General features: G+C 73.1%; 12 protein-coding genes. 6 read left to right on the plus strand and 6 right to left on the minus strand.

What is annotated here, in order from left to right; all coding sequences use genetic code 11:
- From CCN44_RS16470 to CCN44_RS16480, 3 genes are all read right to left on the minus strand, one after another.
- Window positions 1-1,077 carry a Zn-dependent alcohol dehydrogenase gene (locus CCN44_RS16470; RefSeq protein ID WP_059249087.1) on the minus strand — a complete coding sequence of 359 codons (1,077 nt, stop codon included), beginning with the start codon at window positions 1,075-1,077 and terminating at the stop codon, window positions 1-3.
- A 100-nt stretch (window positions 1,078-1,177) separates the two neighbouring features.
- On the minus strand, window positions 1,178-2,053 hold the full coding sequence (locus tag CCN44_RS16475; RefSeq protein WP_086698089.1) for a MaoC/PaaZ C-terminal domain-containing protein: 876 nt from the start codon (window positions 2,051-2,053) through the stop codon (window positions 1,178-1,180).
- 284 nt (window positions 2,054-2,337) lie between these two features.
- Entirely contained in the window at window positions 2,338-2,955 is a 618-nt protein-coding gene (locus tag CCN44_RS16480) for a TOPRIM nucleotidyl transferase/hydrolase domain-containing protein (RefSeq protein ID WP_086698090.1), read from the minus strand.
- 250 nt (window positions 2,956-3,205) lie between these two features.
- Here CCN44_RS16480 and CCN44_RS16485 point away from each other — a divergent pair, with 250 nt between their 5' ends.
- From CCN44_RS16485 to CCN44_RS16505, 5 genes are all read left to right on the plus strand, one after another.
- The gene (locus CCN44_RS16485; RefSeq protein ID WP_086698091.1) at window positions 3,206-4,951 is read left to right on the plus strand and encodes an MFS transporter; all 1,746 of its coding nucleotides are present in this window, start codon (window positions 3,206-3,208) and stop codon (window positions 4,949-4,951) included.
- Between the two features lie 191 nt (window positions 4,952-5,142).
- The gene (locus tag CCN44_RS16490) at window positions 5,143-5,793 is read left to right on the plus strand and encodes a class I SAM-dependent methyltransferase (RefSeq protein WP_059249096.1); all 651 of its coding nucleotides are present in this window, start codon (window positions 5,143-5,145) and stop codon (window positions 5,791-5,793) included.
- Between the two features lie 22 nt (window positions 5,794-5,815).
- Window positions 5,816-6,778, plus strand: a complete 963-nt coding sequence (locus CCN44_RS16495) for an N-acetylmuramoyl-L-alanine amidase (protein ID WP_208639785.1) — start codon at window positions 5,816-5,818, stop codon at window positions 6,776-6,778.
- Between the two features lie 83 nt (window positions 6,779-6,861).
- The gene (locus CCN44_RS16500; protein ID WP_189397224.1) at window positions 6,862-7,680 is read left to right on the plus strand and encodes a DUF5336 domain-containing protein; all 819 of its coding nucleotides are present in this window, start codon (window positions 6,862-6,864) and stop codon (window positions 7,678-7,680) included.
- Window positions 7,681-7,786: 106 nt separating this feature from the next.
- Window positions 7,787-8,797 carry an LLM class F420-dependent oxidoreductase gene (locus tag CCN44_RS16505; protein WP_086698092.1) on the plus strand — a complete coding sequence of 337 codons (1,011 nt, stop codon included), beginning with the start codon at window positions 7,787-7,789 and terminating at the stop codon, window positions 8,795-8,797.
- Here the strand turns inward: CCN44_RS16505 and CCN44_RS16510 are convergent.
- Window positions 8,794-9,369 carry a hypothetical protein gene (locus CCN44_RS16510; protein WP_059249102.1) on the minus strand — a complete coding sequence of 192 codons (576 nt, stop codon included), beginning with the start codon at window positions 9,367-9,369 and terminating at the stop codon, window positions 8,794-8,796. The genes CCN44_RS16505 and CCN44_RS16510 overlap by 4 nt on opposite strands.
- 184 nt (window positions 9,370-9,553) lie before the next feature.
- On the opposite strand from CCN44_RS16510, the gene CCN44_RS16515 reads away from it, so the two are divergent.
- Window positions 9,554-9,847: a hypothetical protein gene (locus tag CCN44_RS16515; protein WP_059249103.1), complete on the plus strand. Its 294-nt coding sequence runs from the start codon at window positions 9,554-9,556 to the stop codon at window positions 9,845-9,847.
- 99 nt (window positions 9,848-9,946) lie between these two features.
- Here the strand turns inward: CCN44_RS16515 and CCN44_RS16520 are convergent, their stop codons facing one another.
- Both CCN44_RS16520 and CCN44_RS16525 read right to left on the minus strand, forming a co-directional pair.
- On the minus strand, window positions 9,947-11,017 hold the full coding sequence (locus CCN44_RS16520; protein ID WP_059249105.1) for a prenyltransferase/squalene oxidase repeat-containing protein: 1,071 nt from the start codon (window positions 11,015-11,017) through the stop codon (window positions 9,947-9,949).
- Window positions 11,014-11,802, minus strand: coding sequence for a class I SAM-dependent methyltransferase (locus tag CCN44_RS16525; RefSeq protein WP_059249108.1), 789 nt, complete (start codon window positions 11,800-11,802; stop codon window positions 11,014-11,016). Before CCN44_RS16525 ends, CCN44_RS16520 begins: the two co-directional genes overlap by 4 nt.
- Window positions 11,803-11,925: the final 123 nt, after the last annotated feature.

Below are 11,925 nucleotides of genomic sequence, written 5' to 3' on the forward strand. Positions count from 1 at the left end.
TCAGATCTCGATGCAGGTGCGCAGGGCGGTGCCGGTGCGCATCTGGTCCAGTGCCTCGTTGATCCCGGCGAGCGGCACCCGGTGGGTGATCAGGCCCGCCAGGTCGACGCGGCCGGCCCGCCACAGGGCGATCGTGCGCTCGTAGGAGCGCCGCACGTCCCCGCCGCCGTACAGGGACGGCAGGATGCGTTTCTCGTCGAAGAACAGCTCGAACATGGTGAGCTTGAGGTGGTCGTCCATGGCGCCGGCGCCGACCACGACGAGAGTGCCGCCACGCCGGGTGGTCTCGTAGGCGGTGCGGGCGGTGGCGGACCGGCCGACGACCTCGAAGACGTAGTCGAAGCCCTCGCCGCCGGTGATCTGCTGCTTGGCGTCGGCCAGTTCCTCGGGCGGGACGGCCCGGGTGGCGCCGAACCTGAGGGCGGACTCGCGCCGGGAGGCGACCGGGTCGACGGCGACGATCTCGGCGGCGCCCTTCAGCCGCGCGCCCTGTACGGCGGAGATGCCGACGCCGCCGCATCCGATGACGGCGACCGACGAACCGGCCGCCACGTCGGCGGTGTTGAGGGCGGCGCCGAGACCGGTGGTCACCCCGCAGCCGATCAGCGCGGCGATGTCGAAGGGCACGTCCTCCGGGACCGGCACCGCGCAGCCGGCGTCGACCACGACCTCCTCGGCGAAGGTGCCGGTGCCCGCGAAGCCGAAGACGTCACCGCCGGGGCGCCGGAAGTTGGGGGTGCCCGCGTTCACGAACCCGGCCAGGCAGAGCTGGGTCTGCCCCCGTGTGCAGGCCGGACAGGCACCGCAGGCCGGCAGCCAGCACAGCACGACCCGGTCCCCGGGCCTGAGGTGCCGTACACCGTCCCCCACGTCGAGGATCTCGCCGGCGCCCTCGTGGCCGGGCACGAAGGGGGCCGGCTGGGGCAGCACCCCGTTCATCGCGGACAGGTCGGAGTGGCACAGTCCGGTGGCGCGCACCCGGACCCTGACCTTGCCGGGGCCGAAGCCCACCGCCTCGACGTCGTCGAGGACCTCCAGCTTCTCCTGGCCGGTCTCGTGCAGTACGGCTGCGCGCATGGTGCGGCTCCCCTCACGGTCTCTCAGGACGTGCTGAACGGTCTCTCCGAAGCGATGGGCGGTCTCTCCGAGTGCTGGACGTCCCTCAGGGTTCCGGCGGTCAGGAGTGCTGGACGACGGTGTCGGCGAGCACGGGCGCGTCGTCCCGCTCCACGGCACCCACCGTGACCCGCACCCGCCCCTCCTCGCGCCACATCCGCACGCGCAGGGTCTCGCCGGGGAACACGACCCCGGCGAACCGGGTGCGGTAGCCGTGCACCCGGGTCACGTCACCGCCGAGCAGCGTGTCCACGACCGCCTTGAGCGTGATGCCGTAGGTGCACAGGCCGTGCAGGATCGGCCGGTCGAAACCGGCGAGCTTGGCGAACTCGGGGTCGGCGTGCAGGGGGTTGTAGTCGCCGGAGAGGCGGTAGAGGAGGGCCTGGTCCGGACGGACGGGCCGGTCGACGGTCCGGTCGGGGTCGCCGGTGGGCGGGTCCAGCCGCGCGGAGGGCCCGCGGTCGCCGCCCCAGCCGCCCTCGCCGCGTACGAAGATCTGGGCGTCGTTGGTCCACAACGGGCCCTCGCCGTCGGCGACTTCGGTGCGCATGACGAGGACGGCGGCCTTGCCCTTGTCGTGCACGGCGGCGATCCGGCTGGTGGCGGTGGCGGTGCCGGCGGGCGGGATCGGCCGGTGCAGGGTCAGGCTCTGGCCGCCGTGCAGGACCTTGGCGAGGTCGACGTCGACGCCCGGCATGGACAGCCCGCTGATCACTCCGGGCGAGCCGGAGCCCGCGACGGTGGCGAAGCTCGGCAGGACGTGCAGCCGGGACTCCAGGGTGTAGCGCAGCTCGTCCGGGTCGGTGGCGGGGCTGTCCTTGTCCGGGTCGGTTCCCGCGCCGATGCCGAGGTGGTAGAGCTGGACGTCCTTGGGGGTCCAGCCGATCTCGCCGGAGCGGGGTTCGGCGGCGAGGGCCTGGGCTGCGTCGATGGGCATGGGGCTCCTGACGGGTCTCAAGACCTCGGTGCGGACGTCCGCACCGTCGGCCGCACCGAGGTCGTCCACGTGCGGACCTAGAACGCGTTCCAGTCCGGCGCCCTCTGTATAGCCCAGCGCTCGACAGTTGTGAAGGCTCCTGACGCGGCGTCAGCTTCCTTCCCCACCGGCTTCCCCATCGGCACGGAACCGGCACGGCCGGAGGAACCGGGGCCGCCGGACGAGCCGGCGCCGTCGGCGGCTGCGGCACCGAGGGCACCACGACCGCCCGGCCGACGCCGTCCTCACAGGCAGGCGAACAGCCCGTCGAGCGGGGCGGGGACGGCGTCCGGGGCGAGGGCCTCGACGAGGACGCGGCCGTAGCGGATCTTGCGCCCCTTCTTCGTACCGAAGAAGCGCCGGAACTGCTGCTGTGCGGTCCGGCCCTGCTGCGCGGGCTGCCGCAGGAAGGTCTGGAGGGGCCGCAGGTCGCCCTCGGCCCGGACCAGCTCCTCCACCCGGGGCACGCCGAGCGCGCGGATCAACTCGTCCTCCAGGTCCGCCGCGCAGACGAAGATCCCCTGCTGGGCGGCACCGGCCCGCTCCCAGCCGCGGGCGTAATAGCGGTGTTCCCGCTCGTCGCACAGTCCCGTCATGCGCAGCCCCAGGCCGGCCGGTCCGAGGAGCCGGGCGAAGCGCCCGGCGTTCATCGCCCCGCCCATCGGCAGGACGCACACCCCCTCGGCCGCCAGATCCCGGCCGCGACGCGCGGCCAGCGCGCCGACGGCCTCCGCGTCGCTCGGCCCTTCGAGCAGGACGACCGTCCGGACGGACAGCCGCGCGGCCAGCTCGCGCGCGGGGCCACCGGGGCCGCCGGCCGCCCAGTCGGTGACCGCTTCCCGGAACGCCCCCATGTCAGCCATGGGACGAGTCTCCGCCCTTTCCGGCCACCGGGGTAGGGATTTTCCGTCCCACGCGTTCCCGACGGCGGCTGCCCGCACCGTGGGCAACGGCAGGCGGAACCCCGCCTCTTCCGGCATCGGCCACCTCGATGACGTGCCGTCAGAAACCCATGGATCGGTCAAGAATTCGTTAGAGGCCCGAAGCAACGGAATAGTTGCCTGTGCATACGAGGTTTACCCGGCACTCATGACACGCGGAAGGCCTCACCCCATGCCAGACACGACGACCGACCAGCCCACCCGGAGAGCGGGCGGCGCCGTGGTCCCCGTGCTCGCCTTCGCGGGCATCGTGGTCGCGGTGATGCAGACGCTGCTCGTGCCGGTCATCAAGGACCTGCCGCAGCTGCTGGACACCGCTCCCACCAACGCCACCTGGGTCCTGACCTCCACGCTGCTGTCGGGCGCCGTCGCCACCCCGATCATGGGCCGGCTCGGCGACCTCTACGGCAAGCGCCGCATGCTCGTCCTCAGCCTCGCCGTGATGGTGGTCGGCGCCCTGATCAGCGCGGTCACCAGCGACCTGCTCATCATGATCGCGGGCCGCACCCTCCAGGGCTTCGCCATGGGCGCGATCCCGCTCGGCATCGGTCTGATGCGCGACATGCTGCCCCGCGAGAAGCTCGGCTCGGCCATGGCCCTGATGAGTTCCTCCATCGGCGTCGGCGGCGGCCTCGCGCTGCCCGCCGCTGCCCTGGTCGCGCAGCACGCGGACTGGCACGCGCTGTTCTACGGCGCCGCCGGCCTCGGCGCGCTCGCCATCGCCCTCACCCTCCTCGCCGTACCGGAGTCCCCGATGCGCGCCGCGGGCTCCTTCGACCTGCTCGGCGCGCTGGGCCTGTCCACCGGCCTGGTGCTGCTCCTGCTGCCCATCACCAAGGGCAGCGACTGGGGCTGGTCGTCGGGTACGACGCTCGGCCTGTTCGCCGCCGCCGTCGCCGTCCTGCTGCTGTGGGGCGTGTACGAGCTGCGCGTCCAGGCACCCCTGGTCGACCTGCGCACCACCGCCCGGCGCGAGGTGCTGCTCACCAACCTCGCCTCGATCATGGTGGGCGTCAGCTTCTACGTCGTCTCCCTCGTCCTGCCCCAGCTGCTCCAGCTGCCCACCGCCACCGGCTACGGCCTCGGCCAGTCCATGGTCGTCGCGGGCCTGTGCGTGGCCCCGCTGGGCCTGACGATGATGTTCACCGCGCCGGTCTACGCCCGGCTGTCCGCCCGCTACGGCCCCAAGGTCACCCTGATCACCGGCCTGCTGATCATCGCGATCGGCTACGGCGGCGGCCTCGGCCTGATGGACGCCGCCTGGCAGACGGTCGTCACGTCCGTGGTCCTCGGCGCGGGCATCGGCCTCGCCTACTCCTCCCTCCCCGCGCTGATCGTCGGCGCGGTCCCGGCCTCGGAGACCGGCGCGGCCAACGGTCTGAACACCCTCATGCGCTCCATCGGTACGTCGGTGTCGAGCGCCGTCATCGGCATGGTGCTGGCCGACACCGCGAACGACGTGGGCGGCGTCGAGATCCCGACCATGCACGGTTTCCGGGTCTCCTTCCTCATCGCCACCGCCGCGGTGGCGGTCGGCCTGCTGCTGGCGTTCTTCCTGCCGGGGGCCACCCGGCCGGCCCAGCGGCACACGCAGCTGCGGGCGAGCAGCGAGGAGGACGCCAACCTGGAGCGCGCCGAGGAGGTGCTGCGGGGGTTCCGCGGGCGCGTCCTGGACGCCTCGGGTGCCCCGGTGGCGCGGGCCAAGGTCACGCTGATCGACCGCCGGGGGCGGCAGGCGGGGGCCACGGTCTCCGCGCCGGACGGCAGCTACGTGCTGGCGGTGCCGGCCGAGGGGGCGTACGTGCTGGCCGCGCGCGCCTCCGGCCATGGGCCGTCGGCTTCCTCGGCGACGCATTCCGGTGCGGAGGGGGCTGTCGAGCTGGATCTTTCGCTGCCGGGGGAGACGGTGAGCGCCTAGCGGGGTGCCTCGTTTCCGTCGTCCGACGGCTGCGGCGCCTTCCCGGCCGCACCCACCCACGCGGCGGATCCGCACCTCGGACCCGGCCCCGCGCCCTTCGGGACGCTGCACGCACCCCCGGTCACCCCTGTGACCGGGGGTGCGGCAGCATGGGCGGCAGTTCGGACAGCCGTACGACCGAAAGGCGCCCCATGCCCGCCGCTCCCCAGCCCGAGATCCTGGCCGCGTTCGAGGCGGCGAAGGGGTTCATGCCCCCGGACGAGGGGCTCGCCCTCTACGACGCCGCCGTCACCGCCGGCAGGCTCGGGCTGCCGCTGCTGGAGGTCGGGACCTACTGCGGGCGCTCCACGATCCTGCTGGCCGACGCGGCCCGCGCGGCCGGGGTCACCGCGCTGACCGTCGACCACCACCGGGGCAGCGAGGAGCAGCAGCCCGGCTGGGACTACCACGACCCCGAGACGGTCGACCCGGAGATCGGCCTGATGGACACGCTCCCGTCCTTCCGGCGCACGCTGTTCAGGGCGGGCCTGGAGGAGCACGTGGTCGCCCTCGTCGGCCGCTCCCCGCAGATCGCGGCACTCTGGAACTCCCCGCTCGCCTTCGTGTTCATCGACGGCGGCCACACCGACGAGCACGCCACCGCCGACTACGAGGGCTGGGCGCCGCACGTGGCCGAGGGCGGCCTGCTGGTCGTGCACGACGTCTTCCCCCATCCGGAGGACGAGTTCACGGGCCAGGCACCGTACCGGGTGTACCTGCGGGCCCTTGCGTCCGGGGCGTTCGCCGAGGTCTCGGCGACCGGCTCGCTGCGTGTCCTGCGGCGAACGCGCGCGGGGATCTGAGGCCCCGGTTAGAGTCGCAGACGTGTCGTACACAGGACCGGACTTCGATCCCCCGCAGCAACGACGGCCCCGCCGCGGCCCGCTGACCGTGGCGCTCGCCGCGCTGGTGCCCGGTGCGCTGCTCGGCTGGATGGTGTACGAGGCGGTGGGCGGCGGCGGTACGGGCGGTGCGGACCGTACGGCCTCCGCCGCGCCGACCGCCGGCACCTCCGCGGCGCCCTCCGCGCCGGCCGGCACCCCCGCCGCCTCGCCGAGCGCCTCCGCGAGCGGCTCCCCGGGTGACGACGGCAAAGAACCCGGCTCCGGCCCCCTCAAGGGCAAGGTCGTCGTCATCGATCCCGGACACAACCCGGGCAACTTCCGGCACACGGCCGAGATCAACCGCCAGGTGGACATCGGCACGAACCGCAAGGAGTGTGACACCACCGGGACGTCCACGAACGACGGCTACACCGAAGCCGAGTTCACCGTCGACGTCGCGCACCGGCTGCGCACGCTCCTGGAGAAGCAGGGCGCGACGGTGAAGCTGACCCGGGACGGGGACAGCCCGGCCTGGGGGCCGTGCGTGGACGAGCGGGCCCGGATCGGCAACACCGCGCGCGCGGACGCGGCCGTCTCGATCCACGCCGACGGCTCCGCCCCCGGCGACCGCGGCTTCCACGTCATCCTGCCGGGGTCCGTGCACGCCGGCGCCGCCGACACCCGGGCCATCGTCGGCCCGTCCCACGACCTCGGGGTGCGCATCGCGGGCAACTTCCTGCGCGAGACCGGCGAGCCGCCCTCCAACTACGTCGGCGGCGGGACCGGTCTTGTCACGCGCACGGACCTGGGTGGTCTCAATCTGTCAACAGTTCCGAAGGTTTTCATCGAGTGCGGCAACATGCGCGATAGCAAGGACGCGGCACTGCTGACCAGCGGAGCCTGGCGGCAGAAGGCGGCGCAAGGGTTGTCTGAGGGAATCGTGAGTTTCCTGCGTCAGTCCTGACCGGCGGGCGGAACCGGCCGGACAGCCGGATCTTGCGGACGGTAGTGTCTACCGACGACGAGACGACCTACGAAGGACCTGAAGTGAATATCCGCTCCCTCACTAGAGGCGACGGCGTGGTGATCGGAGCAGCGGTGTTGCTGTTCATCGCGTCGTTCCTCGACACGTTCGACTCCGACGGCAGCGACATCCCCAACGCCTGGGACAACCTCGGCCTGGTCATGAGCATGTATGTCGGCGGCATCGTCGGCGCGGTCCTGATCGTCGTCGCTCGTGCGCTTCCGCAGCCGCGCAAGGTCGCCGGACTCGACCTCGGTCAGGTCGGCATCGCCTTCACGATCCTGGCCGCGTGGACGTCGTTCTGGACGATCATCGACCCGCTGGGCGCCCTCGACGAGAACGAGCTGTTCAAGGTCGACGCCGGCTCGGGTCTCATCCTGGGCCTCATCGCTGCTCTGGTGCTGGCCGCGGGGGCCATCGCCACGCCGCTCGTGCCCGCCCTCCAGGCCGCCCTGGTGCCGGCCCCCAAGCCGGCCGCGCCGCAGCCCTACGGCGCCCAGCCGCCCGGTGGTTACGGCTACCCGGGTGCCCAGCCGCAGCAGCCGTACGGCGCCCAGCCGCAGCCGGGCCAGCCGTTCGGCCAGCAGCCGCCGGCCGCCCAGGCTCCCGCCGCGGCTGCCCCGGCGCCGCAGGCTCCGGCCGCGGACTTCTCGCCGTTCTGGTTCGCCGTGCCGGTGACCCGCCCGCTGTTCGCGGAGGACGGCTCGCAGACGCCGATCGCCGAACTCGCGCCGGGCACCTGGTACCTGGCGGTCGAGCAGCGCGGTGCCGCGCTGGTCGCGCAGACCCAGGACGGCCGCCGCGGCGTGCTCCAGGACACCTCGGGCATCCAGCGCGGCTGAGCCGTACCGCCGTAGCGCACACGGCCCCTCGCCCTTCCGGGCGGGGGGCCGTTGTCGTACAGTCGCGTCCCGGCTGGTGTCTGACGGAGCGTCAGGAGGCAGGGATATGCGGCTCGGTCTCGCACTCGGGTACTGGGGACGCGGTCCGGACGCCGGTCATGTGGCGCTCGCCCGGGAGGCGGAGCGGCTCGGCTACGACTCGGTGTGGACGGCGGAGTCCTGGGGCTCGGACGCCTTCACGCCCCTGACCTGGATCGCCGCGCGGACGTCGAGGATCAGGCTGGGGACGGCGGTGGCCCAGATGGCCGCCCGCTCGCCGGCCGCCACCGCGATGCACGCGCTGACCCTGGACCACCTCTCCGGCGGGCGCGTGCTGCTCGGGCTCGGGCTGTCCGGGCCGCAGGTGGTGGAGGGCTGGTACGGCCGCCCGTTCCCGAAGTCGCCGCTGACCGCGACCCGGGAGTACGTGGACGTCGTACGGCAGGTGCTGCGCCGGGAGGCGCCGGTGGCGGTGGACGGGCGGTTCCATCCGCTGCCGTACCGGGGGCCGGACGGCACCGGCCTCGGCAAGCCGCTCAAGCCGATCACCCATCCCCTGCGCCCCGATCTCCCCGTCCTCCTCGGCGCGGAGGGCCCGCGCAACGTCGCCCAGACGATCCGGATCGCCGACGGCTGGCTGCCGCTGTACTGGGCGCCGACCCGGCCCGAGGTGTACGGCGACGTGGTGCGGGAGGTGCCGGAGGGGTTCCTGGTGGCACCGATGGCGCGGGTGGCGGTGTGCGACGACGTGGCCGAGGGACTGCTGCCCGTCAAGGCCATGCTCGGCTTCTACATCGGCGGCATGGGGCACGCGGCCCGCAACTTCCACGCCGACCTGATGGCGCGCATGGGGTACGAGGCCGAGGCCCGGCGGATCCAGGAACTGTTCCGCGCCGGGCGCCGGCGGGAGGCGGTGCTGGCCGTGCCGGACGCCTTCGCCGACGAGATCTCCCTGGTCGGCCCGCGCGAACGCATCGCCGAGCGGCTGGAGTCGTGGCGCGCGGGCCCGGTGACGGACCTGCTGGCCATGTCACCGGACCCGCACAGCCTGCGGGTGCTGGCCGAGCTGAACTCCTAGCCCTTGGCCAGCTGCGAGGCGGAGGGCACCTGCTCCTTGACCGGGGCGCCGGCGCTCTGCCCCGCGTCCTTGACCTGGTTGATGACGTCGTCGAAGGCGCTTGCCGCGGCCTCGTCACCCTGGCGCAGCTTGGCCGGCAGGTCCTTCAGGGCCTCGATGCCGGCGCCGAGCGGGGCGAGGGCCTTGGAGAGGGTCGGGTCGCCCTGGGCGTTGCGGTGGGCCGCCTTGAGCCGGTTGTAGGCGAAGGCGCCGGCGAGGCCCGCCTTGACCAGGGCCAGTCTGCGGCCCTGGGCACCCTTCTTGAACTTCCCGGCCTTCCAGGGCTTCACGATCCACTGGTAGGTCGCGCCGGCGGCGAGGCCCGCGTTCGCCACGAAGCGGGTCTTGGCGAACTTCTGGCGCTCGGCGGACGTGGTGGGAGTCGGGGTGGGGGTGTCGACGGCGGGTGCGGCCTCGACCGCCGCGGTGTCCTTCGTGCTGCTCTTCTCGCCGCCTCCGCAGGCGGTGGCACCGGCCACCAGGGCGCAGCACAGGGTGAGCGCCACGAAGAGGCGCCGTATCGGTACGGGCACGAGGTCCTCCGGACGTGTCCTCCCCGAGCGGTCTGCTTCCTCCGGAAGCCTCACCCGGGGCGGCCGGATGCGCCACTCGGGGGACGCCGTCCGGGTTCCCCCCGGGGCTCTGTCAGGGCCCTCCCCGGGTGCCCTCCGGGTTCCGGCCGGGTTTCACCGTGCGCCGCCCGGCAATCCGAAAGGTATGTCCCCTCGATATCGCAACGGCGCGAATCAGGCCGGGACGGTCATCGCGGTCGTCGCCGACATCATGGCGCTGATCCTCGGCCTGTGGATCCTGATGTATCTGCTGGACGCCAACCGGGCCAACGGCCTGGTCCAGTTCGTCCATGACGCGGCCTCCTGGCTGGCCGGCTGGTCCCACGACCTCTTCACGTTCGACGAGGCCTGGGCCCGCGTGGTCGCCGGATACGGCCTCGCGGCCGTGGTCTACCTGTTCGTCGGCCACGCCATAGCCAACCGGATGCACCGGCACTGAGCGGCGCGGTCCGCTCCGCGGGCCGGCCGCCCGCGCCCGTGGGGCGACCGCGCCCGCCGGTCGTCGGTCAACCGCGTCCGTCCGTCGGCGCGGTCCGGGTCAGTCGCAGCACTCCGGGTCCAGGCCGGCCGGCAGCAGTTCGCCGCCGAAGACCGCGCACGTGGCCTCGTGGCCGCCCAGCGCGGCCACGGCCAGGAGCAGGGAGCCCGCCGTCCAGGTGGTCAGCTCGCGCGGCCAGACCGCGTCGTCCTCGAAGACGTAGCCCGTCCAGTACAGACCGCTGTCCGGGTCGCGCAGGTGCTGGATGGACTGGAGGATCTCCAGGGCGCGGTCGGACTCGCCCACCGCCCACAGGGCCAGGGCGAGTTCGCTGGACTCCCCGCCGGTCACCCACGGGTTGGGCACCACGCAGCGCACACCGAGGCCGGGCACGACGAAGCGGTCCCAGGACTCCTCGATGCGTGCCTTGGCCTCGGCGCCCGTCAGCGCCCCGCCGAGGACCGGGTAGTACCAGTCCATCGAATAGCGGTCCTTGTCCAGGAAGCGCTCGGGGTGGCGGCGGATCGCGTGCCGCAGGGCACCGGCCGCCAACTCCCAGTCGGGCTGCGGTTCTTCCCGCTGCTCGGCGATGGCGAGCGCGCAGCGCAGGGCGTGGTGGATGGAGGAGCTGCCGGTGAGCAGGGCGTCCGCCGTCGGCGTGCCGTCGTCCTCGCGGCGCCAGCCGATCTGGCCGCCGGGCTGCTGGAGCCGCAGCACCCACTCGACGGCCGCGTAGACGGTCGGCCACATGGTGTCCAGGAACGTGTCGTCGCCCGTGGACAGGTAGTGGTGCCAGACACCGACGGCTATGTAGGCGACGAAGTTGGACTCGCGGGCGCGGTCGGTGACGTCGTCGTGGGCGCCGTCGGCGTAGGCGGCGTACCAGGAGCCGTCCTCGTTCTGGTGCCGGGCGAGCCAGCGGTAGGCGCGCTCGGCGGCCTCGTGCTCACCGGCCGCGTCCAGGGCCATGGCGGCCTCGGTGTGGTCCCACGGGTCGAGATGGTGCCCGCGGAACCAGGGGATCGCCCCGTCCTCCCGCTGCACGGAGAGGATGCCGGCGACGGTCGCGGCGGCCTGCTCGGCGGTGAGGACCCCGGGCAGGACGAGGTGTTCTGTCCGGGGGGTGGTCACTTGGCGGCCACCTCGGAGGTCCCGGCGGTCCCGGCGGTGTCAGCGGTCCCGTCGGCCCCGGACAGGCGGGGCAGGTGCGGCTTGGTCGCGTAGACCACCAGGCTCTTGCCGATCAGCGGGTTGAGCGCCTGCTCGGCGAGCCGGGTGGCGAGCGGCTTCTTCATGATGTCCCACACCAGCAGCTTGTGGTACGCCCGCACCGGCAGCGCCTTGTCGTTGTCGACGCCGAACGCGCACTTCAGCCACCAGTACGGCGAGTGCAGCGCGTGCGCGTGATGGGTGCCGTACGGCTTCAGGCCCGCCTCGCGGATCTTCCCGACCAGCTCGTCGCCCTTGTAGATGCGGATGTGGCCGCCCTCGACCTCGTGGTAGGCGTCGGACAGCGCCCAGCAGACCTTCTCGGGGCCGTAGCGCGGCACGGTGATCGCGATGCGTCCGCCCGGCTTGAGCACGCGCACCATCTCCGCGAGCACGCCCTTGTCGTCGGGGATGTGCTCCATCACCTCGGAGATGATCACGACGTCGAAGGACTCGTCGGGGAAGGGCAGGGCGAGGGCGTCGCCCTCCATCGCCGTGGCGGTGGCGCCCTCCGGTGCCTCCCCGGCCTCCTTCATCGCCGCGAACCACGTGGCGACCTCGCGGATCTCCTCGCCGTTCCGGTCCAGGGCCACAACCTGGGCGCCGCGCCGGTAGCACTCGAAGGCGTGCCGGCCGGCTCCGCAGCCGAGGTCCAGGACACGGTCGCCCGGGGCGAGCGGGAACCGGGAGAAGTCGACGGTCAGCACGTGGCCCTGCTTTCGGAGGAGACGCCGGTGTCACTCGTCGAGGTCGCGGGGGCGACGCTCGGGCTGGTCGCGGGGGCGACGCTGTGGGTGGCCGCGGAGCGGTCGGGAGGCTGGGGCGCGGAG

The organism is Streptomyces tricolor (assembly GCF_002155905.1).
GTDB lineage: Bacteria > Actinomycetota > Actinomycetes > Streptomycetales > Streptomycetaceae > Streptomyces > Streptomyces tricolor.

Bases quoted from the DNA above. Each gene is read 5' to 3' on its own strand.
- CCN44_RS16475 (WP_086698089.1), bottom strand. From the start codon at position 2,053: ATGCCCATCGACGCAGCCCAGGCCCTCGCCGCCGAACCCCGCTCCGGC.
- CCN44_RS16490 (WP_059249096.1), top strand. From the start codon at position 5,143: ATGCCCGCCGCTCCCCAGCCCGAGATCCTGGCCGCGTTCGAGGCGGCG.
- CCN44_RS16515 (WP_059249103.1), top strand. From the start codon at position 9,554: ATGTCCCCTCGATATCGCAACGGCGCGAATCAGGCCGGGACGGTCATC.
- CCN44_RS16485 (WP_086698091.1), top strand. From the start codon at position 3,206: ATGCCAGACACGACGACCGACCAGCCCACCCGGAGAGCGGGCGGCGCC.
- CCN44_RS16505 (WP_086698092.1), top strand. From the start codon at position 7,787: ATGCGGCTCGGTCTCGCACTCGGGTACTGGGGACGCGGTCCGGACGCC.
- CCN44_RS16480 (WP_086698090.1), bottom strand. From the start codon at position 2,955: ATGGCTGACATGGGGGCGTTCCGGGAAGCGGTCACCGACTGGGCGGCC.
- CCN44_RS16470 (WP_059249087.1), bottom strand. From the start codon at position 1,077: ATGCGCGCAGCCGTACTGCACGAGACCGGCCAGGAGAAGCTGGAGGTC.